Origin of the sequence: Streptomyces flavofungini, assembly GCF_030388665.1 — a bacterium.
Lineage (GTDB): Bacteria > Actinomycetota > Actinomycetes > Streptomycetales > Streptomycetaceae > Streptomyces > Streptomyces flavofungini_A.
Genome location: NZ_CP128846.1, coordinates 5,233,354 through 5,257,309 on the forward strand (window position 1 = coordinate 5,233,354; position 23,956 = coordinate 5,257,309).

21 protein-coding genes and 2 pseudogenes are annotated in these 23,956 nt (G+C 70.7%); 10 read left to right on the top strand and 13 right to left on the bottom strand.

All coding sequences use genetic code 11. The features are described 5' to 3' along the window. From QUY26_RS22170 to QUY26_RS22185, 4 genes are all read right to left on the bottom strand, one after another. On the bottom strand, window positions 1–1,494 hold the full coding sequence (locus tag QUY26_RS22170) for an FG-GAP and VCBS repeat-containing protein (RefSeq protein ID WP_289949364.1): 1,494 nt from the start codon (window positions 1,492–1,494) through the stop codon (window positions 1–3). A gap of 112 nt (window positions 1,495–1,606) precedes the next feature. Continuing rightward, on the bottom strand, window positions 1,607–2,974 hold the full coding sequence (locus QUY26_RS22175) for a DUF418 domain-containing protein (RefSeq protein WP_289949366.1): 1,368 nt from the start codon (window positions 2,972–2,974) through the stop codon (window positions 1,607–1,609). 46 nt (window positions 2,975–3,020) lie between these two features. Further along, complete coding sequence (locus tag QUY26_RS22180; RefSeq protein WP_289949373.1) at window positions 3,021–3,230, bottom strand: DUF397 domain-containing protein; 210 nt, start codon at window positions 3,228–3,230, stop codon at window positions 3,021–3,023. Then, the gene (locus QUY26_RS22185) at window positions 3,227–4,039 is read right to left on the bottom strand and encodes a helix-turn-helix domain-containing protein (protein ID WP_436840379.1); all 813 of its coding nucleotides are present in this window, start codon (window positions 4,037–4,039) and stop codon (window positions 3,227–3,229) included. Before QUY26_RS22185 ends, QUY26_RS22180 begins: the two co-directional genes overlap by 4 nt. Before the next feature lie 83 nt (window positions 4,040–4,122). Between QUY26_RS22185 and QUY26_RS22190 the strand changes: the two genes are divergently transcribed. Further along, complete coding sequence (locus tag QUY26_RS22190; RefSeq protein ID WP_289949374.1) at window positions 4,123–4,542, top strand: hypothetical protein; 420 nt, start codon at window positions 4,123–4,125, stop codon at window positions 4,540–4,542. Window positions 4,543–4,649: 107 nt separating this feature from the next. Then, the gene (locus tag QUY26_RS22195; protein WP_289949375.1) at window positions 4,650–5,675 is read left to right on the top strand and encodes a hypothetical protein; all 1,026 of its coding nucleotides are present in this window, start codon (window positions 4,650–4,652) and stop codon (window positions 5,673–5,675) included. Here QUY26_RS22195 and QUY26_RS22200 read toward each other — a convergent pair. Further along, the gene (locus QUY26_RS22200; RefSeq protein ID WP_289949377.1) at window positions 5,665–7,590 is read right to left on the bottom strand and encodes a tetratricopeptide repeat protein; all 1,926 of its coding nucleotides are present in this window, start codon (window positions 7,588–7,590) and stop codon (window positions 5,665–5,667) included. The two genes, QUY26_RS22195 and QUY26_RS22200, sit on opposite strands and share 11 nt — an antisense overlap. Window positions 7,591–7,666: 76 nt before the next feature. Then, window positions 7,667–8,455 (bottom strand): SDR family oxidoreductase, encoded by a 789-nt coding sequence (locus tag QUY26_RS22205; protein ID WP_289949379.1) that lies wholly within the window; start codon window positions 8,453–8,455, stop codon window positions 7,667–7,669. Between QUY26_RS22205 and QUY26_RS22210 the strand changes: the two genes are divergently transcribed. Continuing rightward, window positions 8,447–8,953, top strand: a complete 507-nt coding sequence (locus QUY26_RS22210; protein ID WP_289949381.1) for a TetR/AcrR family transcriptional regulator C-terminal domain-containing protein — start codon at window positions 8,447–8,449, stop codon at window positions 8,951–8,953. The genes QUY26_RS22205 and QUY26_RS22210 overlap by 9 nt on opposite strands. Here QUY26_RS22210 and QUY26_RS22215 read toward each other — a convergent pair. Next, a complete protein-coding gene (locus tag QUY26_RS22215) occupies window positions 8,935–9,537 on the bottom strand; it encodes a hypothetical protein (RefSeq protein ID WP_289949383.1) in 603 nt (200 codons plus the stop codon). The two genes, QUY26_RS22210 and QUY26_RS22215, sit on opposite strands and share 19 nt — an antisense overlap. Window positions 9,538–9,792: 255 nt before the next feature. Here QUY26_RS22215 and QUY26_RS22220 point away from each other — a divergent pair, with 255 nt between their 5' ends. Next, entirely contained in the window at window positions 9,793–10,266 is a 474-nt protein-coding gene (locus QUY26_RS22220) for a profilin (RefSeq protein ID WP_289949385.1), read from the top strand. Window positions 10,267–10,316: 50 nt separating this feature from the next. On the opposite strand, the pseudogene QUY26_RS22225 reads toward QUY26_RS22220, so the two are convergent. Continuing rightward, a pseudogene (locus QUY26_RS22225) lies at window positions 10,317–11,384 on the bottom strand (cupin domain-containing protein); the annotation flags it as partial. Window positions 11,385–11,519: 135 nt separating this feature from the next. Between QUY26_RS22225 and QUY26_RS22230 the strand changes: the two are divergent. Next, on the top strand, window positions 11,520–12,452 hold the full coding sequence (locus tag QUY26_RS22230; RefSeq protein WP_289949389.1) for an MBL fold metallo-hydrolase: 933 nt from the start codon (window positions 11,520–11,522) through the stop codon (window positions 12,450–12,452). A gap of 191 nt (window positions 12,453–12,643) precedes the next feature. Further along, the gene (locus tag QUY26_RS22235) at window positions 12,644–13,912 is read left to right on the top strand and encodes a serine hydrolase domain-containing protein (protein ID WP_289949390.1); all 1,269 of its coding nucleotides are present in this window, start codon (window positions 12,644–12,646) and stop codon (window positions 13,910–13,912) included. A 36-nt stretch (window positions 13,913–13,948) separates the two neighbouring features. Here QUY26_RS22235 and QUY26_RS22240 read toward each other — a convergent pair whose 3' ends face one another. Next, window positions 13,949–14,620, bottom strand: a complete 672-nt coding sequence (locus QUY26_RS22240; RefSeq protein WP_289949391.1) for a GDSL-type esterase/lipase family protein — start codon at window positions 14,618–14,620, stop codon at window positions 13,949–13,951. Window positions 14,621–14,731: 111 nt separating this feature from the next. On the opposite strand from QUY26_RS22240, the gene QUY26_RS22245 reads away from it, so the two are divergent. After that, entirely contained in the window at window positions 14,732–15,775 is a 1,044-nt protein-coding gene (locus QUY26_RS22245) for a WD40 repeat domain-containing protein (protein WP_289949394.1), read from the top strand. Here QUY26_RS22245 and QUY26_RS22250 read toward each other — a convergent pair. Together QUY26_RS22250 and QUY26_RS22255 are read right to left on the bottom strand one after the other, a co-directional pair. Beyond that, the gene (locus QUY26_RS22250; RefSeq protein WP_289949397.1) at window positions 15,772–16,152 is read right to left on the bottom strand and encodes a hypothetical protein; all 381 of its coding nucleotides are present in this window, start codon (window positions 16,150–16,152) and stop codon (window positions 15,772–15,774) included. The two genes, QUY26_RS22245 and QUY26_RS22250, sit on opposite strands and share 4 nt — an antisense overlap. A gap of 104 nt (window positions 16,153–16,256) precedes the next feature. Further along, a complete protein-coding gene (locus QUY26_RS22255) occupies window positions 16,257–19,235 on the bottom strand; it encodes a hypothetical protein (protein ID WP_354670702.1) in 2,979 nt (992 codons plus the stop codon). Window positions 19,236–19,291: 56 nt separating this feature from the next. Here QUY26_RS22255 and QUY26_RS22260 point away from each other — a divergent pair. Next, window positions 19,292–19,504: pseudogene (locus QUY26_RS22260) on the top strand (DUF1731 domain-containing protein); the annotation flags it as partial. Here the strand turns inward: QUY26_RS22260 and QUY26_RS22265 are convergent. After that, a complete protein-coding gene (locus QUY26_RS22265) occupies window positions 19,501–20,274 on the bottom strand; it encodes a TetR/AcrR family transcriptional regulator (protein WP_289949401.1) in 774 nt (257 codons plus the stop codon). The pseudogene QUY26_RS22260 and the gene QUY26_RS22265 sit on opposite strands and share 4 nt — an antisense overlap. 165 nt (window positions 20,275–20,439) lie before the next feature. On the opposite strand from QUY26_RS22265, the gene QUY26_RS22270 reads away from it, so the two are divergent. Both QUY26_RS22270 and QUY26_RS22275 read left to right on the top strand, forming a co-directional pair. After that, a complete protein-coding gene (locus QUY26_RS22270; RefSeq protein ID WP_289949402.1) occupies window positions 20,440–21,516 on the top strand; it encodes an ATP-binding cassette domain-containing protein in 1,077 nt (358 codons plus the stop codon). Then, on the top strand, window positions 21,513–22,421 hold the full coding sequence (locus tag QUY26_RS22275) for an ABC transporter permease (RefSeq protein ID WP_289949404.1): 909 nt from the start codon (window positions 21,513–21,515) through the stop codon (window positions 22,419–22,421). Before QUY26_RS22270 ends, QUY26_RS22275 begins: the two co-directional genes overlap by 4 nt. Window positions 22,422–22,614: 193 nt before the next feature. Here QUY26_RS22275 and serC read toward each other — a convergent pair whose 3' ends face one another. After that, window positions 22,615–23,733: a phosphoserine transaminase gene (gene serC / locus QUY26_RS22280; protein ID WP_289949407.1), complete on the bottom strand. Its 1,119-nt coding sequence runs from the start codon at window positions 23,731–23,733 to the stop codon at window positions 22,615–22,617. Between the last annotated feature and the right edge of the window lie 223 nt (window positions 23,734–23,956).

Below are 23,956 nucleotides of genomic sequence, written 5' to 3' on the forward strand. Positions count from 1 at the left end.
TCAGCCCGCCATCCGGTAGCCGAAGTTGCCGCCGGTCGCGGGGCCGCCGACCGTGCCGAGGTGGAAGCTGGTGGCTCCCTCGCCGGTGACACCGGTCGCGCCGGTGGCGAGCTTCCAGACGCGGCCCTTGAAGCCGTCCTCGCCGTTGCCGCCGACGTACAGCTCCTTGGCGCCGTCCGTGCCCGAGTCGACCAGGGCCACCGAGGCGCCGAAGTGGTCGTCCTTCTCCGAAGTGCTCGGTATGCCACGGGAGTTCTGGGTGAACGTGGCGGCGCCCGTCCCCGTGATCCCGTCGGCGCTGCCGCGCAGCACGGTGATGGCGCCCGAGCCGGTGGCGGCGGCGTCGGAACCGGTCTCGTACGAGGCGCCGACGATCAGGTCCGCGTACCCGTCCTTGTCGGTGTCGCCGACGGCGACCGACGAGCCGAACTTGTCGCCCGCCTCATCGACGCCGGGGACGCCCGCGCTGGCCTGCGTGTACGCGCGGGACTTCACGGTGGTGCTGACGCCGTCCTTGCCGCCGTACGTCACGTAGACCTTGTTCTGCTCGGGGTAGCCCGTGACCAGGTCCTGGTAGCCGTCCTTGTTCAGGTCGCCGAACGCCGAGGGCAGGTAGTTCTCGTGCTGGTACGGCCCCCCGAACTCGCTGCCCTTGACCCAGCCTCCGGCGGAGCCCTTCAGGACGACGCCGCCCGGCTTGCCGCTGCCGAGGACAACGCCACCGCTGGCCACGACGTCGTCGATGCCGTCGCCCGTGAGGTCGCCCACGTACACCGTGCCGATGACGAGCTTGTCCTCCTTGTCCACGGCGCGGTGCCACACCCCGGCCGGCTTGCCCGTGGCGCGGTTCAGCGGGCCGAGCAGGGCCGTGACGCCGTAGGAACGGCCGTCGGCGGCACGGCTCACGAAGTCGTCGACGCCGTCGCCGTTGACGTCACCCACGCCCATGCCGCCGCCGAGCAGCTTCGGCGAGGCCGAGGTGTAGTTGCCGGGCGGAAGTTCGGTGCCCTCGCCGGTGATGCCCTCCTCGCTGCCCCACAGGACCATGTTCTTCTGGAGCCAGTGCACGACCAGGTCGTCGTACCCGTCGCCGTCCAGGTCGCCCGCGGCGCTGACCTCGCGCCACTTCGCGTCCTCGACCGGCTCGCCCGGGACGCCCGGCGTGGCCTGGCTGAGAATGCCCGACGTCTCGTACTTCAGGCCCGTCGCCGAGCCGTACGCCACGGTGACGACGCCCGCGCGCTTGATGTCGCCCACGGCGGCGGTGTGGGCGCCGATGGCGAGGTCCTGGTAACCGTCGCCGTTGAAGTCGGCCTTGTCGCCCCCCTGCGCGGCCTGCTTGCCCTGTGCGATCTGGCTGCTCTGCTTGCTCTGCTTGCTCTGGTTCTTCTGTACGTCTGCCGTCGGTGCGGCCAGGGCGGCGGGTGCCAGTCCTGTCGTTCCGACGAGGGCGGCCGCGCAGACGGCGGCCGCGGTGAGCGCTCTGCGGCGCATGTGGTCCCCCCACTTCCCATGGCGGACCGGGCGAACCGGAGGTCCGGATGCCCGGAATAGCCGCCAAAAGATCAAATCCAGCCAGATGATAAGCGGAGATGGGCGGGAACGCTCACGTCCGTTTCCCGTACATCAGGCGTCGCAGCAGTGTCTCCGCGGGGCCGCGCTTCCCCCGTATCTCCAGGGCGTACGCCCCCGCGACCGTCACCAGCCACACGCCGAAGGCGAAGAGCGCCATGGTCGCGCTGGTCAGGTGCTCGCCGAGGCCGAGGCCCCAGGCGGCGAGGACCGGGGCGAAGAGGAGGGAGTGGGTGAGGTAGCAGGACAGGGAGCGCTTGCCGACGGCCGAGATCGCTGTGACCGCGGTGGCGACCGGGGTCGAGGTGGCCGTCGTCGGAGTGGCCGTCGTGGCCGACCCGGCCGCCGCCGTCGCCGGACCCGGCTCTGCTTCCCGCCGCCGCTCCTGCCGCCGCGTCCACCAGTGGACGAACAGGGCCACCACCGCCACGTAGCCGAGACCGGCCGCGCTGCCCGTGACGTCCCGCAGCGCCGTCAGCGCGCCCGTCTCGCTCTCCGCGTCAGGCGGCACATCCAACGCGCCGACGTGTGCCAGGGCGGCGGGCAGTCCGCCCAGCCAGCCGATCGCGATCCCGATGACCGCCGTGCCCCGCAGCAGCTTCAGGTGCTTGCCCGGCTCCTCCAGGATGCGGCGCCGTGCCGCCCAGAAGCCCAGCAGGAAGATGAAGCCACCGCCGGTCACGAACACGAGTGGCGCGGCCAGGCCCACCAGGTAGAAGGCGGTCGTCATGCGCGTGCCCGCCGCCGCGAGCCAGCTCTCCTCGCCCGCCCCGTACGCCTCGCTGCCCGCGTCGGCCCCCGCGTCCCCCAGCGAGCCCAACTCGCCCTGGAACGCCGCCGTCACGACAGGCTGCAGCGCCGCCGCGACCGTCACCGTCACGGATATCCAGATCCACCACTTCAGCGCCCTGTCCCCGCGCCGCAGGAACAGCCAGCCGAGGCCGAGGCTCAGCAGTCCGTAGAACCCGATGATGTCGCCCGCCATCAGCAGCCCCGCGTGCGTGAGCCCTATGACCACCATCCACAGACTCCGCTTGCGCAGCAGCGCGGCCGCCTTCCGCTCCGACGTGCCGCTCGCCGTCTGGCGCAGATACAGCTGCATCATTCCGTACCCGAACAGGAACGCGAACAGCGGATAGATCCGGAGGTCCAGGCCCACGATCATCGCGAACTGCACCGTGTGGTCCAGCCAGCCGCCGTTCACCGGCTGCCACCCGGACGGCCCGTGATCCGCGTTCCACAGGTGGAACGCCGTGTTCGACATCGCGATGAAGAGGAGCATCAGGCCCCGGGCCAGGTCCGGGGCGAGGGCGCGCTCGGTTGCGCGGACCCCTGTCGGGCGGGGGGCCACGGGACGGGTCGCCTTGTCGGCGGTGGTCTCGGCAGCGGTGTCGGACGTCATGCTTCGACGCTATGGCTGGCCCCTGGGCCTCGCGTCAGCCGATCGGCTATCTACGGCTACCCAAAGGTGAGTGTGCGGCGAGGAAGGCGGTCCAGGTGGCGGGGCGGAGGTGGAGGATCGGACCGGTTGGGTTCTTGGAGTCGCGTATGTGGATGACCGATGCCTCTTCGGAGGGGGTGGGGCAGGCGGCCATCTCTACGCAGTCCCCCTGGTCGCCGCTGTAGCTGCTCTTCAACCAGTTCAGACCGGTGCTCATACTTTGCCTGCCACCCGTTCAATCAGTTTCGCCGAGTCTTCGGGACTTAGAGCCTGGGCTCGCAGGATCCCATAGCGTGCGAACAGGTGGCCTAGTTCGGGCTGTTCATCCACGAAGAATCCGCCACTTTGGCCTTCGACGTAAGCGAGTTGACGGTGTTCGGCGGTCTCCAGGAACGTCATCGGCCCGTTCAAGCCCGCATGGGTCTCGCGCGTGGGTGGCATCACCTGAATCTCGACATTGCGGAGTCGGGCGATGCCGAGCAGGTGATGCAGTTGTTCCCGGAGGGTCGCTGGACCTCCGATGGGACGCGTGAGTGTGATCTCTTCCAGGACGAAACTGACGATGGGCGCGGGTTTCCGGTGCAGGAGCTCCTGACGTCCCAGTCGGGTCGCCACGCGTGCCTCGATTTGTTCGTCCTCCAATGGCGGGCAGTGGCAGTCGAAGACCGCCCGCGCGTACGCCTCAGTTTGTAGCTGCCCAGGGACAACGTGGTTCTGGTACACGTGCAGGGCCACGGCCTTCGCTTCCTCCTCCGCGTACTCCGCGAACCAGGACGGAAGATGGCTGACTCGCAGCGACTCACCCGCAGCCAAAAGTGCACCTTGTGCACCCAGGACATCGTCCGCGATCTCCACGAACTGCCCCTTGGGCGGCCGCTCGCCCCGCTCCACCATGGCCACCTGGGACTTGGAGTACTTCACGTACGCCCCGAGGCCGTCCTGGGTCATCCCGGCCCGCTCGCGGAAGAAGCGCAGCAACGCGCCGAACATCTTGAGGTTCCCCGAACCTCGTTCACCGGAGTGCACAGCGTCCTCCCCAGGTGCACAACATCGCACGGCCTTCACCAGGCCCTGGTCACAGTATGTGAGCGCCCGTAAGCATTTGCTTCATGAACCTGGAAAATCCCCCCGCCCTCGTCCACCCCTGGATCCCGGCCCACGGCCACGCCCTGCGCCACACCGGAATCCACTTCGACGCGATCCGGATCCCCGGCGCGCTGGGCGACCAAGTCGCGTACGAATTGATCCAGTTCACGGACTTCAAGGCGGGCCCGATCATCCGCGAGGCGGCGGGCGCCCGGAACATGTACTTCGTGCTGCGCGCGGGCACGGCGGCGCTGCACGTCTGGCGCGGTGGGGCCCGGGTGCTCGGCCGCGACGGCCGGGGCGTCGCCTTCGTCGGCGTACCCGCCCTGGACGGCAACACCTGGCCGCTGGACTGGCGCTCGCTGCCGACGTGGGAAACGCCGTTCGTGGAGGGGGAGTTGCTGCGACAAATGGTGGAGCGGGTGTTGACTACGGTACGGTGACCGCGCAATCACGCTCTGTGTGAGAGAGGTCGCATGGAGCGGCCCTCGGAGGTGCTGGAACACCACCCGAGGACCTTCACCACCGAGTGGATCTGGAGTCCATCGGGATGCTTCGGCATGCTATCGCGCCTGCGCGGCGCTACACGAAGGCTTCGCACGACGTCGTACGGCACCCGTACCTGAACAGCGACGCGAAGATCCTGCTCCTGTACGTACAGGGGCTCCCGGACGCGGACGCGGCGGCCAGGTCGCTGAGCGAGCACGCGGCCCGCCTCGGGATCACGGGACGCGCCTACCAGCGGGCCAAACAACTCCTCGCCGACAGCGGCTACTTGCACGAGTGGCGGTGGCAGGGGGAGCGGGGGCGCTGGATCACGGACCAGTTGCTGGCGAACGTCACTCTCACGCGTGAGGGGGCCGGGGTGGTTCGGGAGGGGGGTTGCCCGGAGCCGCCCGTGCCGCCGCCGGTGCCGCCGTCCGTGTCGCCGTCGGGGCCGCTGGTTCCGCCGATGTCGCCGAGTGCGCGGCGACGGACGGTCGGTCGGCCGAGGCCTCGGGACGTCGGTGGCTCTTACCCGGACAAGAACGTGGGGGAAGACCTTTCCCACCTCCCACCCGAAGCGAAGTCTGCCGCCGAGCCGGACGGGGCGCGGCCGTCCGTGCCGGAAGTCGCAGAGGCGGAGCGGGTGTTGCTGTCGCTTCGGCACGTCAGCCGGGAGCTGCTGCTCGGGGTGCGGGAGGCCAGGGGGCTCGCGGACGCGGCGGCGGAGTGGCTGCGGCGGGGCGTCTCGGCGGCCGAGCTGCGGGTGGCGCTGACCGCGGGGTTACCCGTGGAGGGCGTGCGGTCGGCTGTCGGCTTCGTACGACATCGGCTGGAGCGGAAGCTTCCGGCTGTGGCGGAAGTGGCGCCCGTGGCCTTGCCTGGGGTGGGGGTCGGGGCCCTGGTGACGTGCGAGGGGCCCGGGGACGAGCACGTGTTCCGGCGTGTGGGGGAGGAGCGGGAGTGCGGGCGGTGTCGGGTGGCGGCGGCTGGGGTTGCGGCTGCCGCGCGGGAGGGGGGCGCGCGGGAGGGGGCCGTGCGGGTGGTGCCGTGGAGGGAACGGGTGGCGGGGGCGGCCGGGGTCATGAGGTGAGGGGTCGGTCCGGAGGGTTGTCTGCTGCCTGACTGCGGAGGGCTTCCGCTTCCTCGGCGCGGCCGGTCCGGTCCAGGAGGAGGGCCAGGTTGTGTGCGGCGTTGGGCTGACCTCTGTCGTGGGCCTGTCGGTAGAGGGTTTCGGCTTCCTGGGTGCGGCCGACACTTTCGACGAGGATGGCGTGGTTGTACGCCGCGCTGGGGTGCCCTCCGTCGTGGGCCTGGCGATAGAGGTCCTCGGCCTCGCCGGTGCGGCCGGTCTGGCTCAGGAGGATGGCGAGGTTGTACGCCGCGTTGGGGTGGCCTCTGCTGTGGGCCTGGCGGTAGAGGGCTTCCGCTTCCTCGGCGCGGCCCGTCTGCTTCAGGAGGATGGCGAGGTTGTTCGTGGCGTTGAGGTGGCCCCTGTCGCAGGCCTGTCGGTAGAGGGTTTCGGCTTCTTCGGTGCGGCCGGACCTGGCCAGGAGCACGGCGAGGTTGTTCGTGGCGTTGAGGTGCCCTCTGTCGATGGCCTGGCGGTAGAGGGCTTCGGCTTCTTCGGTGCGGCCGGACATGGCCAGAAGGTTGGCGAGGTTGTTCGTGGCGTCGAGGTGTCCTCTGCCGTGGGCATCGCGGTAGAGCGCTTCGGCCTCGTCGGTGCGGCCGGACTTGCCCAGCAGGACCGCGAGGTTGTACGTGGCCCGCCTGTCGCCCTTGTCGGCCAGTGGCCGCACGGCCGCCTCCGCGACGTGAAGCGCGCCGCCTCGGTAGGCGCTCGTCGCGACGGCACCCCGTGCGGCGTCGTCCGCCGCGTGCGCGAGCGCAGCCTCCCGCACCCACTCCGGCACAGCCGACTCCGCCCCGTCCACGAGATAGTCGAACGCCGACCACCACCCCTCACCCACCGGCACCAGCGGACTCGTCACCCCCAACCGCACCCGCGAAGCCCACGCGAACGCCTCCTCGAGCCCCTCCGGCCGCAGCACCGGACCACCCGCGTCCGCCAGGCACCGCTCATGCACCTCCACCAGCAGCCCCCGCGAGTACGGCCCCCGCAACCCCGCCCGCGACAGATCGACGGCCGCCGTCACGAGTGCCGCCCCTCGCGCGTGGCCGCGCGCCCGCCGAGCGCGCTGCCACTCCCGCAACAACACCGGCCCGGCGGCCATGTACTCGGCGATGCCGTACGTCCCGTGGTGGGCGACGGCATCCGCGATCCGCGGGTCGTCGCAGTCCCCGGCACGGGACAGCTCCCTCTCACTCCACAGCCGGTCCAGGTCCACGACCTCGGCCACCCGCAGCACCCGGGCCCCGAGCCCGGCCCAACTCTGCGCGGCACCCTCGACATCGGCGCCGTCGTCGGCCGCACTGAACGCCTCGTACGGCTTCAGCCGCATCGTCGCCACGACCGGCACCCGTAGCCGTACGAACTCCGCGAGCACCTCGGGCTCAAGCCCCTCCGGCCCGAGGTACTGCTCCAGGTCGTCCAACCACACCACACACCGCAGGCCCGCACGGCCCTCCAGCACTTCCGGAGCGGGCCGCAGCCTCGCGCCCACCGGGGGCGCCAACACCCTGTACCCCGGCAGCAGTTCCCGTACCGCCTCGAACGCCGCCCGGGTCTTCCCCGCCGTGGAGTCCCCGACCACCAGCACGAGGCCGCCCGCGTCTGCCGCCTCCCGGACCCGCTCCCGCAACTCCCCGTCGACGTCCCGCGCGACGTACGGCGGCAACTTGCTGCCGTCCTCCCCGGGCCGCGCCCGATGCGCCCCGGCGGCCAGGGCGTCCCAGTCCCGGGCGACCGGCCAGCGGCCGGGGCCCTGCAAGTACGGCTGCTGCGGCGCCCTCGCCCGTTCCCCGCCGAACGTGACGGACCCGATGGACTGCGCCTGGATGACGTCGCGCTGCGCGCCGCCGGAGATGTGGTTGTCGCCCGTCATGCCTGCCTACGGTAGTCGGGGGCACGTGCTCAACCACCGCGTTCGGCAGGGGGATCTGGAGATTCGGGCCGGTGGTTCAACCGGCCGTGAAGTCGGCGACGTGGTCGGTGGCCCACGTCGTGAACGGGCGCGCCGGGTGGCCCGTCAGCTCCTCGACCGTGGAGGTCAGGGGGACCGGCTTGCCGTCGTTGGACTCCCACCAGTTCAGGAGTGCGTCGGCGTACCTGGCGGGGATGTAGTCCGCCATCTCCTCCTTCCACTGCTCGCGCGTGACCCGCTTGACCGAGGCCGAGCGGCCCGTGACCTCGGCGAGCCGGTCGATCTGCTCGGCGAACGACAGCGACTCGGGGCCACTCAGGGTGAACGTGCCGCCGTGGTGCCGGAGTTCCCGGATGACCGCGCGGGCCGCCTCCGCCACGTCCAGCTCGTGGATCGGGTCGTTGTGCGCGTCCGGGAACGGCAGGCTCACCGGGCGGCCGGCCTTGATGGGCCACGCCCAGGCGCCGGCGTTCGACGCGAACGACCCCGGGCGCAGGATCGTCGTGGTGATCGGGGACGCCAACAGGGCGTTCTCCACGGCCAGGTGGGACGCGGCGAGCGGGTCGTCCTCGGGGGCGGGGCCCAGCACGCTCGACGAGGACAGCAGGACGATGTGCTCGACCCCGGCCCGGTCGGCCTCGGCTGTGAAGTCGGTGATCCGGTCGGGGGAGGCGTAGAGGAAGACGGTCTTCACGCCGGTCAGGGCGGTGGGGAAGTCCGTCGGGTCGGTGAGGGCGAGGCGGGTGGTGGGGACGTCGGGGGGCGGGGTGAGGTCGTCGGGGTGGGCTGAGCCGAGGCGGAGGGGGAGGCCGTCTACGTGGCCCATCGCGACGACCTCATGGCGGCGATGCTCGACGCCGCTCTCGCGCAGGTCCCACTCGCCTCCGAAGAAGCCGCGGAAGGCACCTGGCAGGAGCGGCTCCGGGCGCTGATGGCCGCCGCGACCGAGGCGATGAGCCGCCACGAGGGCCTGGCGGCCGTGGCCCTCGGCGCGATCCCCACCGGCGACAACGCGCTCCTCGTACTGGACCGCATGCTCGCGCTGCTCAAGGAGGGCGGCCTCGACGACACGACGGCCGCGTGGGCCGTGGACCTGCTCTTCCTCCACATCGCCGCGGCGGCGGCCGAACAGTCCGTGTACAACACCAAGGACACCGGTGAGGAGGACGCCATCACCGCGGCCGACCGCCGCTACGCGGCCCTGCCCGCCGACAAGTACCCCATGATCACCGCACTCCGCACGGCCCTGTTCGCCCACGGCGACCGCGACACGTGGCACCTGGACGTCCTGATCAACGGGATCCTTCACACCCCCGCGCGCTGAGGGAGTGCGCCCTCGCGCTCCCCGGCGGGGGCGCCGCCGCGACGGCGGCGGTGGTACGCGACGGCGAGGGCGATGATGGCGGGCCCCCACACGGCGGTCGGTGAGACGCACACGGTCGCGAGCGCGTTCCAGGCACTGTTGGAGTACTCGACGGTTTCGGTGACGCCGAACAGCGTGAGCCTGCGGCGCTCGCCGATCGGCACGCTGGTGAACAACACGGTGAGGATCAGACCGCCGACGACGGCGGGGACGACGGCCGCCAGCGGCCGCACGCGCCTGCCGCCGATGACCGGGATCCAGGCGGGCGCCACCTCTCCCCATCCCCGCACGAGCCCGATGGCCAGGACCGCGACCACTTCGGTGAGCACGCTGAGCCCCAGCACGTACGGGACGCTCACCCAGTAAGGCGGCATGCCCAGCTCCTGCACCTGCCCCATCTCGAAGTGCAGCGCGAACGGCAGCCGCCACAGACACGACGGCAGCAGAAGCAGCGGAAGCGCGTACGCAAGCCGCATCGCCCAACGCGGCACCGGCCGCTCGGTGTCGCTGACCTGCGGGGGCGTGTGAAAGATCTTTGGAGTCATGGGTTCAGCTTCGGGGGCTGAGCGGGGCGAGGGATCGCCCGCGAGGCTGGGAACCCTCCGCCGCGCGGCGGAGGGGGCCTCACCGGGACCGCGTCGGCGAAGCCCGCAGGAGCGGCCCATCGGTCTGCGCCAGAACCAGCCGCCGTGGCCGGGATCTCCATATCGGAACTCGCCCCGCGGACACTACGTTTCCCAGGAGAGATCCTCTCGGGGGACGCCGTCGGAAGCAGTGGAACGGTCGGCTAGGAGGCACCTGTGCGTGAGCGTTGGCAGAAGTACCTGGGGCAGGGCGACGACTTCGGGGATCAGTACCAGCGGCCCGGCGGGCAGTGGTCCACGAAGCCCGGGGACGAGTGGCAGCAGTACATGGACTACTACCTGATGGGCAGCGGCGCCTTCGCCAGCGGCGTCATCCTCGACTTCGAGGGCAGGACCCTCGCCACCTCCTACGACATCCAGGTCACCGAGAAGGAGGGCCATCTCCTCGGCGCCCTCGTCGACGAACCGGAGGACCTCGGCTCCCGGACCGTGAGGATCGGCGGCCACGAATACGCCAACCTCGGACACGAAGTCCGTACGCTCTACGGCTCGAACGGCTTCAACGGCTTCCTCGCCGCCAAGTCCAGGACCGCCCTCGTCGCCTGCCTGTACGTGGAGGGGCAGCCCCGCAGCGACGCCTCCGACGTCCTTGAGAAGTTCGTGGACTTCCTGGTCAAGAAGGGGCTCTAGGGGGATCCGAAGGGGCCCTGGGGGGATCCGAAGGGGCCCTGGGGGAGGGTTCGCTTTCGGTACCGGCCCGGCGTCACCCCGAACTCCCTGCTGAACGCGTGCGACAGCGCGTACGGCGAGCCGTAGCCCACCCGGCGCGCGATCGCGTCCAAGGGCGCCTCGCTGTCCCGCAGCAGCGCCGCCGCCCGCGTCATCCGCCACCAGCTCAGGTACGCCATCGGCGGGCGGCCGACCAGGGTCGTGAACCTGCGGGCCAGGGTGGCCCGGGAGACGCCCGCGCGGGCCGCGAGGGCGTCGTTCGTCCAGGGGCGGGCCGGGTCCGTGTGCAGCAGGCGCAGGGCCGTCGCCACCGCCGGGTCGCCCAGCGCGCACGCCCAGCCCGGCGTGCCTGCCTCCGCCCGGTCGGCCAGCCACGCCCGGATCAGGTACACGAGGAGCAGGTCAAGCAGGCCCGGTACGGCGATGTCCGTGCCGGGGCGGGCACCCGTCGTCTCGTGCGCCAACAGGCCGAGGGCCGCGTGCAGTTCGGGGTGGCGGTCCGGGGCCGCCGGGAGGTGGACCACGTCGGGCAGCTCGGCCAGGAGGGGGTGGGCTCGGGCCCGGTCCAGGCGGTATTTGCCGCACATCAGCTCTGCGGTGGGGTGGTTCGGTTCGGGGGCGCTTGGTCCGGGGGTGCTCTGCTCGGGGTGGTTCGGTTCGGGGGTGCCTGGTCCGGGGGTGCTCTGCTCGGGGAGGTCCGGTTCGGGGGTGCCTGGTCCGGGGGTGCTCTGCTCGGGGAGGTCCGGTTCAGGGGTGCTCGGCCCGGAGGCGTTCCGCTCGCGCCGGCTCGACCAGCGATCGAAGTCCACCGCCCGCCTCGCCGCCTCCGGACCCTCCGCCGCCGCGTCCGCGAGCACGTGCTCCGAGCCGTGCGGCAGCAGCACCACATCGCCCCGGCCCAGCTTGACCGGGCGGTTGCCCTCGTCGAGGAGGAGCTGGCAGCTGCCCGCCAGGACCACGTGGAAGCCCGCCCCCTCGTACGCGGACAGCCGGGTGCACCAACTGCCCTTCGCCCGGACACGGTGCGCCGACGGGTCACCGACCCGCACCGCCGCGATCGCGTCGCTCACCACATCCATCCGGCCAGCGTACGCGGAGAGTGAGACGCCTGCGTATCTATATGAGGTCTTCGCGCATTGAGGCACTCACTGCCGCCTCCTAGCGTGGGTGTGCAGCGGTCGAAGGCCGACGCGAGGCCGATGGAGGGTGGAGCCATGGAGCGGTTCATGCTGGGGGACGTCGAGGTGCTGCGGGTCGAGGAGCTGCGCGGGCGCTTCGGGTCCGGGCGGGTGCTCGTGCCCGACTGTCCGCCCGAGGTGTGGGACGCCCACCGGGAGTGGCTGGAGCCGGACTTCTGGGAGCCCGAGGGCGACCAGGTCGTGGGCGTCGTACAGACGTGGGTGCTGCGCAGCGAGGGGCGGACGGTGCTTGTCGACACGGGGGTCGGCAACGGGCGGCGGCGGCCGGGATCGCCGCACTTCGACCAGTTGGAGACGGACTACCTCGGGCGGCTCGCGGCCGTCGGCGTGCGCCCCGAGGACGTGGACGTCGTCGTCAACACCCATCTGCACGGGGACCATGTCGGGTGGAACACCCGGGCCGAGGGCGACAGTTGGGTGCCCACGTTCCCGAACGCCTCGTACCTCGTGCCCGCCGCCGATCACGCGTACTTCTCGCCGGAGGGCGCCGCCGCCCGCCCCGAGCCCCGCGACGACGCCGGGCGCGCCCGCCGCGAGGAGCACCGGAACGTCTTCGCGGACAGCGTGGAGCCGGTGGTGCGGGCCGGGCAGGCCGTGCTGTGGGAGGGCGGCCACCGCATCGACGGCCACCTGACCCTCGAACCCGCCCCCGGCCACACCCCGGGCTCCTCCGTGCTGCGGCTCGCCTCCGGCGCGGACCGGGCCGTCTTCGTGGGCGATCTGCTGCACACCCCGGTGCAGATACTGGAGCCGGAGTGCAGCAGCTGTCTGTGCGAGGACCCGAAGGGGGCTGCCGTCAGCCGTCGGCGGGTGCTCGAACGGGCCGCTGATGAGCGGGAGTTGTTCGTGCCCGCGCACTTCGGGGGCTCGGGCGTGGCTGAAGTGCGGCGGGAGGGCGGGAAGTTCGCGGTGCGTGGGTGGGCGGTGGCGCCCTCCGGCGCGAGGTGAGGGCGAAGGTGAGGGCGAAGGTGGGGCTGGGGCTGGGGCTGGGGCTGTGACTGGGACTGGGGCTGTGACTGGGGCTGGGGGTGAGGGCGAGGGCGGGGGTGGGGAGCGTAGAGCCCCCTAGTGTTTTCCCCTGATCGATATCCGGGGGATTCCTGATGGAGGGGGCCCGGCCCGGCTGGTGAGCTGGTGTCATGAATCGCCTGCCTGTCGTGCTCGGCGTCGTCCTCGGCGCCGCGTGCACGCTCACCGCCGCCGCGTCGGCCCCCGCCGCCCCGGGCCCCGGAGCCCCGGCCCGTGCCGCCTCGCCCCCTGCGGCCGCCCCTGCCGTCACCCCGGCCTCCGCCGACAAGCCGCACCGGCCACCCGCCTCGCACGCGCCGACCCAGGCGGCCCTCGACCGGATCGTCGAGCAGGGCACGCCCGGCGTCATAGCCCAGGTCCGGGAGGGGCACCGGGTGTGGCACGGCCGCGCCGGGGTCCGCGACCTCACGACCGGGCACCCGCGCGACAGTCACGAGAAGTTCCGCATCGCCAGCCTGACCAAGACCTTCACGTCCGTGGTGCTGCTCAAACTGGAGGCCGAGGGACGCCTGTCCCTGGACGACAGCGTCGAGAAGTGGCTGCCCGGCGTGGTGCGCGGCAAGGGGTACAGGCCGCAGGCCATCACGGTCCGGCACCTGCTGAACCACACGAGCGGGATCTTCGACTACAACATGGACGAGGGCTTCCGCGCGAAGTACGCGGGGGACGAGTTCGACAAGAACCGCTACACCCGGTGGAAGCCCGCGCAACTGGTCGACATCGCACTCGCCCACCCGCCCAACTTCCAGCCGGAGAAGGGCAGCAAGCCCGGTGCCCCCGGAAAATGGGACTACTCGGACACCAACTACATACTCGCCGGAATGATCATCGAGAGGGCGACGGGCGACCCGTACAAGAAGGCGGTCGACCGGCGCATCATCCACCCGCTCGGCCTGCGCGGCACCACCGTGCCCGGCCACTCGCCCAAGATGCCGCGCCCGCACGCGACGCACTACTCCACGCTCTTCGAGGACCCGCCGCACGCGAAGGTGCGCGACGTCACCGAGTTCAGCCCCACCGTGGCCTTCGCCGCCGGACAGCTCATATCGACCACGGGCGACGTGAACACCTTCATGGCGAAGCTGCTGGGCGGCCGGCTCCTGCCGCCCGCCCAGCAGCGGGCCCTGCTCGCCGCCGTTCCCGTCGACGGCGACAAGGGCCACGGCGGCCCGGAGGACGTCTACGGCCTCGGCATACGTCACTTCAAGCTGAAGGAGGGCTGCTGGGCCTGGGGCCACGGCGGCATGATCCCCGGATCGGCGAGCCGCACGGTGGCCTCGGCGGACGGACGGCACGTGCTGACCATGAACCGCAACGGGGACTGGGGCGAGCAGAAGGGGGAGGACGCGGTGGTCGAGGCCGAGTTCTGCGGGAGCTGAGGGCCCCGGCTCCGGGCGCCCCGTCCTTCGGGGCGGCTACTCCGGAGGTCCGCCCAGCCCCCAGGCCTCCCACATCGCCGCTGCGAAGGCCCCCGCCAGCTTGCGCTCGCCGTGCTCATTGGGGTGCGTGCCGTCGTAGGTGTCGAGGTGGATGTCGTACGCGGACGGGGGTGAGGCGAGGAGCAGGGCGGAGGCGGAGGTGTCCAGGTCGGCGACCGTCTTGGCGAGGAGTTCGTTGAAGCGGGTGATCTCGTCGGCGAAGTCGGGGTCGTCCTGGGCGCGGACGTTCGGTATGACCGGCAGGACGGCGATGGCGACGCGCGGGTTGGCGCGGCGGGCCTCGGCGATGAAGCGGGCCACGTTCGCGGCGGTCTGCTCGGCGTTCGTGTAGAAGCCCAGGTCGATGAGGCCCAGGGAGATGAGGAGGACGTCCGCGCGGTCGGCCTTGACGGCGTCGGCGATGAGCGGCGCCAGGTGCTGCCAGCCCTCGCCCCAGCCGGCCAAGTGGCGGCGCGGGAAGTCGGGTTCGGCGTACTCGTACGACGTGGGGGCCTCGGTCGCCTTGTCGTACAAGGCCTCCCGGGGGCCGACGATCTTGAAGGGGGCGCCGTGGGTGGCGCACAGGTGGCGCCACATCCAGTAGCGCCAGGTGTGTTCCCCGGCGCTTCCGATGGTCATCGAGTCGCCGACGAACATGAACCTGAGCATCCGCTCATCATCGCGGCACCGGGGCCCATCCGTCGCCCCGCCGCGTGTGAGGCTGAGCACGCCGCACGACCCGGAGGCCGGGTGCGCCGCGCGGATGGCACGCTTGGGAGCATGCGCTCGCTTCCGTCTGTGGTCCCCGCCGTGGTCCCCGGTGCCGCCACCGCCGCCGCTGTCGCCGTGTCCACGGCGCTCGCTCTCACGGTCTTCACCGCCCCCGCGGCCCACGCCGACGACGGCAAGGGCAGCAAGGGCAACGACGGGTTCAGCATCAAGGACCCCCGCATCACCGAGTCCAGCGGCCTCGTCGCGTCCCGCGCCCACCCCGGCGTCTACTGGACGCACAACGATCAGGACAAGGGGGCGTTCCTGTACGCGGTCGACAGTGCGACGGGCAAGACGGTCGCCACGATCACGATGACGGGCGTCGGCAAGCCGCGTGACGTCGAGGCGATCTCGATGGGACCCGACGGTGATCTCTACGTCGGCGACATCGGGGACAACCTCGGCGGCAAGTGGTCCTTCGTGTGGATCTACAAGCTGCCCGAGCCCAAGCAGCTCAAGGACCAGTCGATCCGGGCGAAGCAGTACGTCGTGAAGTACTCGGACGGGCCGCGGGACGCCGAGTCGATGATGGTCCACCCGAAGACGGGGCGGGTCTACATCGTGGACAAGAAGGAGGACGGCGAGGCCAGCCTCTACCAGGGCCCGCCGCCCGCGCGGATGTCCACGTCCCGGACCAACGTCTTCGAGCGCGTCGCCGACGTCGACCTGTGGGCGACCGACGGAGCCTTCTCGCCCAACGGCAAACAGCTGGCCCTGCGCGGCTACTTCGGCGGCGTCTCCTACCGCTGGGAGGGCGACGGCAAGATCAAGCGCGAGGGCCGCCTGAGCGTGCCCCTCCAGCGCCAGGGCGAGTCGGTGGCGTACAGCCCGGACGGCACCCGGCTGATGTTCGGCACCGAGGGCCAGGAGAGCGACGTCGAGCCGAGGGACGTCGAGGGGGCGGGGGCGCCCGGCGGTTCGTCGTCCGACAAGGGAGGCGCCGACGGAGACGGGGACGACGGCCTCGGCGGCGGCTACAAGAGCGGGGTCCTGGTCGTCGCGGCCGTGGTGCTCGCCTTCTTCGGCCTGAAGCGGGTGTTCCGGAAGAGCTAGCGCCAGGCGAAGTACAGCACCACGGAGACGGTGATGGACAGGAAGGCCACCAAGGGGTAGGTGCCGCTGTCCGTCTGGTGATCCACTCCGCAGGAGGCGCTGTCGGGGCAGGTGTCGCGATGGGCGCGCACGTCGCGCCCTTGCTCGAACGCACCGACCAGCTCGGCGAGCACGCGGATCACACAGGAGGGGGCGAGGAAGCCGAGAAACCCGATCCCAGGCGTCCCGTACGCGTTCATCACCCATACCCCGCACGCACCCGTCGCCACCAACGCCGCGACTGCTCCCGTCTTGCGGTGGCCGGGAAACACGACCCACGGCACGGCGGGGAACAACAAGATCATGCCTATGACGAGGCCAAGGGCGCCGAGCTGCATTACCTAACCTGATTCCGTTCGCCGACAGACGGCGGGTGTCCCTCACCCCATGAAGGGGATGAGGGACACCCGGGTTCATTGTGTCATTTGTCGGTTGTGTCTCCTCAGCGGGTGTACTCGACGTCGGGCTTCTTCGCCGGAGCTCCGCAGAAGTGGGCGCCGGGGTCGGTGTTCACACCGGACAGCACCGTGATGCTCCATGGGTTGCCTGCGTGCCCACTGCTCCGGGTGCATTCCTTGTACGGGTCGCCCTTGTCAAGCGGGCCCACGCCGGCGCCGATGCCACTGAAGTGGTAGAAGTCACCGGTGGTCACCGGCTTGCTCGAACCGGTGTGCTTGCCGTCCAGGTCGATCGCCTTGCCGTTGCGGTACAGGTACTGGTTCGGCATGTAGCTGGAGCGCAGGACCGGGGAGCCGGACACCTTGCGGATCGAGCCGTCGGCGCACGACTTGAAGTCGAGCTCCTGCCAGATGGGCGGAGCGGTGCCGAAAATGGAGCCGGTCTTGCCGGACTTGAAGAACATGTTGCGGATCTCCGCCGCCATCTTCGTCACCGGATGGTCCGACCCGGTCGCGTCCGACACCTGGTCCACCCACTTGGAGACGCTGTCGGTGAGTCCGTCGTTGCCGAGCGCCGGGCGATAGCCGATGGAGCCGCCGGCGGTGGTCATCACCGCGACGCATTGGCCCTTGTCGCCGGAGACGGGATTGTCGTCGTAGTCGGTGACGACGGGCTTCACGCCGATCGACTGATAGGCCAGGCCGGGAAGGATTCCGTCGCTGTTGGTGGTCGTACGCGTGGTCGCCCCGTCGTGGACGTTGAGGTTCTTGCGCGAGTAGTTCAGCTTCGGTTCCGGGATGCCGTACTCCGCGCTGACGTTCTTGAAGAACTCATGGACGAACTCCGGCATGTGCGTATCGGCCGTGCGGTCGTCGTATGTGACGGACTGGCTGCCGTCCACGATCTTCCCGTCGGCGGTCTTGATGTACGACACGGTCGCCTTGTTGTACATCTTGTAGGCACCGCCGTCCTTGCCGAACCACGACGGCTGCTGATCGGTCGACGGGCGCTTCGTGTAGGGGTTGGAGTAGTTCATCCAGGCGGGAATGGAGTGACCGTCCGGGTGGTCCGTGGTGGACGTGCCCGACTTCTCCACCTCGTCGTGCCACTTCCGCACCGCGTCGCGCGTCTTGCGCATGGCGCACCGGGAATCGGGGACCGGACCGGTGCAGGTGCTGAGGAACGCGACGCCCCGGGAGGTCTTCATCGCCCAGTCGTAGAGGTCCTGGCGGGACTTCAGCGGCGTGTTGAAGACGCTGGATTCCTCGCGGACGTCGATGTTCTGGTCCTCGTCGAAGAACGCGTCGGCCTCCAGGGTGTCCTTCACATACGTGCCCTTGATCGGCTGGAAGGCGACGGCGCCCCAGGCGATGTCGTCGTCGGCGGTGCCGTCGTGCGTGAAGTTCGACAGGCTCACGCGCGGTGTGCCGGTGAACTTGTAACCGCCGAGGGAGACCCACTTGTTGGTGTTGTCGCTGTCGGCGTTGACGGTGACGGTGCGGCTCCCGCCCTCGACGCCCTTGATCACGTAGTTGGCGTGCTCAGCCTGGGCACCGGTGTCGGGCAGATGCACCCACACCTTGCCCAGGTCCATCTTCTCGGCGAGGGTCCAGGTGCCGTCGATGGTCATCGGGCCGGAGGGGCCGCCGTGGTGGGCCTTGTCGCGGGTGTGCGTGAACCAGAAGTGGCCGCCGTGGCCGCCGCCGACCTGATGCAGATCCGCCTTGGCCTGGTAGTGCCCGTCGGAGTCGGGATAGAACGTGAACTGGAAGCTGCCCGACGACGTCACCGGACCACAACGCCCCCATGTCTCAGTGTTGTTGGGAACGGAGGCGACGACCGAGGCACCTTTCGGGGCGCCGGTGCACACGGGCTCGCCGTACTTGAGGCGGTGGCCGCGACCCGGTTCGGGCCGCTCCGTCAGATACTTGATCAGCTCATTGCCGCACGTGTTGTCGCAGTCCTTCTTCCACGTCGCGTTCTCCTCGTGCCACCAGAACTTCTCGTAGCACTTCGCGTCGGGGCACTTGGGCGGCTTCGTCGGGTCGCAGCCGTTGTGTTTGTTGCAGAAGGTGGACAGGGGCGGGGTCACGGTCGCGCGGTTGGCGGTGGTGGTCCACCAAGCAGGGTTGAATCCCGCCGAGTTGAACCCCTTCTCGCCCTTCCAGTCCTGCTTGCCGTCCGTGGAGTAGGAGTTTCCGGTGTCGATGGACCAGGCGGACCAGCCCATCACCTTCTCCTCGTACGGCCAGTCCTGCGGGTGCGCCGCGTCCTTGTTGGCGCCCGGGTCGACGTCCGTGTTCATGAACGGGCCGCGGTTCTGCGGATAGAACGGATTGGCCGGGTTGTTGAACCAGCCGAGGCCCCACGGCTTGCCCGCGGCGCCCTTGGGGTTGAAGCCGAGGTTGTAGTTCCAGGCGGCAGTGAACCAGTTCTCGACCCGCTTCGGGTCGTCGTTGTTCACCGTGACCTTCTGCCCCTTGGTGTGCACCTCGTTCCACTTGTCGGCGAGGATGTACATCGAGGCGGCGATGTTGCTCGCGTAGTCGACCGCGATCGCCTTCTGCAGCTTCGGGTCCTTGCCCTTCTCGCGGTTGCCCTTGCCGTCCGTCTTCTCCTTGCCTGCCTTGCGCATGCCGTCGGTCACCTGGCCGACGCCGTAACCGCAGTCGGACTTGTCCCAGTGGATCCGCCAGAACGCCGACGGGTCGTCCTTGTCCGCCTTGTGGCCGTAGTAGCCGTCGACGGCGGCGAGCGGTGAGCCCATCTGACCGGGGATGACCCCGGACTCGGCCTGCCAGAGGTTGGACTCCTGGGCGAGGATGCCGAGCATCACGTTGGCGGGGATCCGTCCGCCGCCGTTCAGCTTCGGCGGGGGGAACAGGCCCTGCGGGTCGATCTTGCTCATGCCCGTCTGGTTGCGGTACTCACCCTGACGGATGGCGCCGGCGCGCAGCTTGCCGCGGATGGCCATGTCGACGGCCCACTCCACCTGGTTCGGCGTGGGCTGCAGTGCCTGCATCTTCACGTCGTTGCGGGAGATGGAGCACCAGCGGTCCGGGTCGGTCGGGTCGTGGGAGACGGCGGTGGGGGGTTCCGGTGGGCCTGCCCGCCACCGCGTGGATGGCTGAGCTCGGCGCGTTCGCGCTGCGTACGGACACCGAGCTCCTTTTGAAGAGCCGCCGCGTCGTCCCCGGCCGGCTCCTCGAAGCGGGCTTCGCCTTCGACTTCGGCGGGTGGCCGGAGGCCGCCGACGACCTCGTGCGGCGGGTGCGCGGCGTGCGAGGCTAGCTTCCGTTCGGCTCCGCCGTCTCGCGCTTCCGCTGTTCCACCAATACCTCCAAGCCGTCCAGGATCCGCTGGAGGCCGAACTCGAAGTGGTCGAAGTCCGAGCCGAAGGCGTCGTCCGAGAGTCCCGCGATGAGCGGGAACTCGCCGCTGTCCATGACCCGTTCGAGGAACGGGCGCTGGGCCTCCCAGAAGGCCTCGTCGGAGAGTTGTGAGTCGGCCTCGGCCTGGGCCGCGTGCACGTGGTTGCGGGCGACCCCGGACACGTACCCCTCGACCATGATCAGGACTGAGATCAGCTCGGGGTCGGTCAGGCCCATCGGCTTGATGTACGTGAGGACCCGCTCCAGGCCGCCGACCGCGCTCGGGCCGAGCACGGGCCGGGCCTGGTTGACCTGGAGAAGCCAGGGGTGCTTGCGGTACTGCTCCAGTGTCGAGCGTCCGTATGCCGCGACGGCCACGCGCCAGCCGCCGTGGAAGGCCTCCTCGTCGTCGCCGGGTGCCTGCACGTGGTTGAGCATCAGGTCGATCAGCTCGGCCTTGCCGGGGACGTAGCGGTAGAGGGACATCGTGCCCGTGCCCAGCTCCGTGGAGAGGCGGCGCATGGAGACCGCGGCGATGCCCTCGGCGTCGGCGAGCCGCACGGCCGCGGTGACGATCCGGTCCAGTGTCAGGGCCGGTTTGGGTCCGCGTGTGGGGCGCTCGCCGCCGCCCCACATCAGTTCCAGGCTGCGTGTGATGTCGCCGCCGCCGCTGGTCTCCGTGGTCGCCATGGATCTCACGATAAGCCCTTGGGGCGAAACTGAGTACGTTGTACTCTTAATTGGGTACGGTGTACTCACAAAGGTGGCCCGTGCGGTGCGGGCACCCCTGGCCCGATCCGCGCGCACACGGCGCACGGATCGAGACCGGGAACGGGAACGGGAGTTGGAGGGGCAGTGAGCGACAGTGAGTTCGGCGGGCGCGACGACGCCGGCGAGTACGCGGTCCGGGCCCGCGGCCTGGAGAAGCGGTACGGCGACAAGAAAGCCCTCGACGGCTTCGACCTGACCGTGGCGCACGGCACGGTGCACGGCTTGCTCGGCCCGAACGGCGCGGGCAAGACCACGGCGGTGCGCATCCTGTCCACGCTGGTCCGGCTCGACGGCGGCAGCGCCACGGTCGGCGGCGCGGACGTCCGGCGCGAGCCCCGTGTCGTACGCGGCCGTATCGGCCTGACCGGTCAGTACGCGGCGGTCGACGAGATCCTCACCGGACGGCAGAACCTGGAGATGTTCGGCCGCCTCTTCCACCTCGGCGGCCGGCGGGCCGCCCGGCGCGCCCAGGAACTCCTGGAGCAGTTCGGCCTGGAGGCTGCCGCCGACAAGGGCGCGGGGACCTACAGCGGCGGCATGCGGCGCCGCCTCGACCTCGCCGCCTCGATGATCCTCGCCCCGTCCGTGCTCTTCCTGGACGAGCCGACGACCGGCCTCGACCCGCGCGGCCGCAGCGAGGTCTGGGACTCCGTACGGGACCTGGTGGGCCGCGGCACCACCGTGCTGCTCACCACGCAGTATCTGGAGGAGGCCGACAAGCTCGCCTCCCGCATCACCGTCATCGACCAGGGCCGCGTCATCGCCGACGACACCCCCGACGGCCTCAAGGCCACCGTCGGCGGCAGCCACCTGGAAGTCGTCGTCGCCGAGCCCGCCGACCTGCCCGCCGCCGTCAAGGCCGTCGCCCGCGTCGCGGACGGCGTGCCCGAGACGGTCGACGCGGAGCGCCGGGTGCAGGCCGCGGTCACCGACCGGGTCGGCGCCCTCACCGACGTCGCGCGCACCCTCCAGGACGAGGGCGTCGCCGTCGAGGACATCGGGCTGCGGCGGCCGAGCCTGGACGACGTGTTCCTGCGGCTGACCGGCGGGCGGCCCGCGGCGGAGGCGGACGGGCAGGGGCAGGCACAAGGGCACGGGGCAGAGCAGGGGCAGGTGCAGGGGCAGGCGCAGGGGTCGGACCGGACGGGAGCCGTGGCATGAGTGACGCGATGACGACGACGATGAGCGGGGCCGGGGCCGGGGCCGGGGCCCGGTCGAGGGCCGGGGGCGGTGGCGGTGGCGGCGGTGGCGGTCCCGTCGTGGGCGCCGAGCACGGGCGGGCGTACTGGGCGCTCGCCGACACCCTCAACGTCACCCGCCGCTATCTGACCCACTTCCAGCGCCAGCCCATCATGATCGCCTGGCAGCTCGGCTTCCCCATCATCAGCGTGCTCCTGTACGGCTTCGTCTTCGGCGAGGCCATGAAGGTGCCCGGCGGCGAAGGCGACTACAAGCAGTTCCTGATGCCCGGCATGTTCGTGATGACCATGGCCTTCGGCTTCATGAACACCGCGATGGGCGTGGTCACGGACGCCTCGAAGGGCGTCATCGACCGCTTCCGGTCCATGCCCATGGCGCCCTCGGCGGTCTCGGCCGGGCGCGGTCTGTCCGACCTCGTCGTGGCCTGCGCGGAGCTGACGATCCTCGCGTTCACGGCCCTGGCGATCGGCTGGCGGCCGGACAACGGCGCCCTGAACGCGGTGGCCGCGTTCGCTCTGCTGCTGCTCCTTCGCTTCAGCCTGATCTGGGTGGGCGTCTGGCTCGGCCTGCTCGTGCCCAGCGCGGAGGCGGCCGGTGGCCTGTACGCGGTGGCGTTCCCGCTGACGATGATCTCCAGCGTGTTCGTGGCGCCGTCCCTGATGCCGGACTGGCTGGCGCCCATTGCCGCCTGGAACCCGGTGTCGTCCACCGGCACGGCGGCCCGCGAGCTCTTCGGCAACCCCGGCGCGGGCGGACCCAGCTGGATCGAGCAGAACGCGGTCCTCATGGCGGTGGTGTGGCCGCTGGTGGTGACGGCGGTGTTCCTGCCGATGGCCGTGCGGAGGTTCAAGCGGCTCAGTCGGTAGAGGGTTTGGGAGTGCTTGGAGTGCTCGGAGTGCTTGAAGTACGGGGGAGTGCACTTGGAGTGCTTGAAGTACGGGGACGGCCCGGGTGCGCTTGGTGCGTACCCGGGCCGTTGCCGTTCTCGTGCGCGTTGCGTGGTGCGTGGTGCGTGGTGCGTGGTGTCGGCGTGCGGTGTGTGGCGTGTCGTGCTTGGTGTTACAGCTTCTCGATCACGTAGTCCACGCACTTCGTCAGTGCCTCGACGTCCGCCGGGTCGATCGCCGGGAACATCGCCACGCGCAGCTGGTTGCGGCCCAGCTTGCGGTACGGCTCCGTGTCCACGATGCCGTTCGCGCGCAGTGCCTTGGCGACGGCCGCCGCGTCGATCTCGTCGGCGAAGTCGATCGTGCCGATGACCTGCGAACGCTTCGCCGGGTCGGTGACGAACGGGTTCGCGTACTTCGACTCCTCCGCCCAGCCGTACAGCGTCCGCGCCGACGTCGCCGTGCGCCGCACCGACCAGTCGAGGCCGCCCTGGCCGTTGATCCAGTCCAGCTGCTCGGCGAGCAGGAACAGGGTCGTGAGCGCGGGGGTGTTGTACGTCTGGTTCTTGCGGGAGTTGTCGATCGCCGTGGGCAGGCTGAAGAACTCCGGTACGTGGCGGCCGCTCGCGTGGATCCGCTCGGCGCGCTCGATCGCCGCCGGGGAGAACGCGGCCACCCACAGGCCGCCGTCCGAGGCGAAGGACTTCTGCGGCGCGAAGTAGTACACGTCGCTCTGTGCGATGTCGACGGGCAGGCCGCCCGCGCCCGACGTCGCGTCCACCAGGACCAGGGAGCCCGCGTCGGCCCCCGCGACCCGCTGGATCGGGGCGGCCACGCCGGTCGACGTCTCGTTGTGCGTGAACGCGTACACGTCCACGCCCTCCTGCGCCTCCGGGTCGGGGTGCGTGCCCGGGTCCGACGCGATGACGGTCGGCTCGGCCAGCCACGGGGCCAGCTTCGCCGCCTTCGCGAACTTCGAGCTGAACTCGCCGAAGGACAGGTGCTGCGACTTGTTCTCGATCAGGCCGTGCGTCGCCACGTCCCAGAACGCGGTCGAGCCGCCGTTGCCGAGCACGACCTCGTAGCCCTCGGGGAACTGGAACAGCTCGCGCACGCCCTCGCGGACCCGGCCCACCAGGTTCTTCACCGGGGCCTGGCGGTGGGACGTGCCGAGGAGGGAGGTGCCGGTCGCGGCCAGGGCGTCCAGGGCCTCCGTCCGCACCTTGGAGGGGCCCGCGCCGAAACGGCCGTCGGCGGGCTTGATGTCAGCGGGAATCTGGATCTCAGCCACGTAGGGAGCGTAGCTGTTTCGGGACGTGGGGGGTCGGGGTCGTCCATCCCGCGAGACGGGGCGTCCCGGGTGGGGGCCGTGCTCTCCTCGGTCTCGTCGTCAACTGCCTTCCGGTGGGGGGTTTCCCGCGCTACCGCGCGGGATTCCTCTCCCACCCGCCCACCCGTTTCCAATCGGCCGCAGGCTCCGCGCCCCCGTCCGGCCCGCCGCCGGCCTCCGGTTC

Excerpts from the sequence above, each read along its gene's own strand:
- QUY26_RS22170 (WP_289949364.1), bottom strand. The coding sequence starts at position 1,494 with ATGCGCCGCAGAGCGCTCACCGCGGCCGCCGTCTGCGCGGCCGCCCTC.
- QUY26_RS22175 (WP_289949366.1), bottom strand. The coding sequence starts at position 2,974 with ATGACGTCCGACACCGCTGCCGAGACCACCGCCGACAAGGCGACCCGT.
- QUY26_RS22180 (WP_289949373.1), bottom strand. The coding sequence starts at position 3,230 with ATGAGCACCGGTCTGAACTGGTTGAAGAGCAGCTACAGCGGCGACCAG.
- QUY26_RS22190 (WP_289949374.1), top strand. The coding sequence starts at position 4,123 with ATGAACCTGGAAAATCCCCCCGCCCTCGTCCACCCCTGGATCCCGGCC.
- QUY26_RS22195 (WP_289949375.1), top strand. The coding sequence starts at position 4,650 with ATGCTTCGGCATGCTATCGCGCCTGCGCGGCGCTACACGAAGGCTTCG.
- QUY26_RS22200 (WP_289949377.1), bottom strand. The coding sequence starts at position 7,590 with ATGACGGGCGACAACCACATCTCCGGCGGCGCGCAGCGCGACGTCATC.
- QUY26_RS22205 (WP_289949379.1), bottom strand. The coding sequence starts at position 8,455 with ATGGGCCACGTAGACGGCCTCCCCCTCCGCCTCGGCTCAGCCCACCCC.
- QUY26_RS22215 (WP_289949383.1), bottom strand. The coding sequence starts at position 9,537 with ATGACTCCAAAGATCTTTCACACGCCCCCGCAGGTCAGCGACACCGAG.
- QUY26_RS22230 (WP_289949389.1), top strand. The coding sequence starts at position 11,520 with ATGGAGCGGTTCATGCTGGGGGACGTCGAGGTGCTGCGGGTCGAGGAG.
- QUY26_RS22235 (WP_289949390.1), top strand. The coding sequence starts at position 12,644 with ATGAATCGCCTGCCTGTCGTGCTCGGCGTCGTCCTCGGCGCCGCGTGC.
- QUY26_RS22240 (WP_289949391.1), bottom strand. The coding sequence starts at position 14,620 with ATGCTCAGGTTCATGTTCGTCGGCGACTCGATGACCATCGGAAGCGCC.
- QUY26_RS22245 (WP_289949394.1), top strand. The coding sequence starts at position 14,732 with ATGCGCTCGCTTCCGTCTGTGGTCCCCGCCGTGGTCCCCGGTGCCGCC.
- QUY26_RS22250 (WP_289949397.1), bottom strand. The coding sequence starts at position 16,152 with ATGCAGCTCGGCGCCCTTGGCCTCGTCATAGGCATGATCTTGTTGTTC.
- QUY26_RS22255 (WP_354670702.1), bottom strand. The coding sequence starts at position 19,235 with ATGCAGGCACTGCAGCCCACGCCGAACCAGGTGGAGTGGGCCGTCGAC.
- QUY26_RS22265 (WP_289949401.1), bottom strand. The coding sequence starts at position 20,274 with ATGGCGACCACGGAGACCAGCGGCGGCGGCGACATCACACGCAGCCTG.
- QUY26_RS22275 (WP_289949404.1), top strand. The coding sequence starts at position 21,513 with ATGAGTGACGCGATGACGACGACGATGAGCGGGGCCGGGGCCGGGGCC.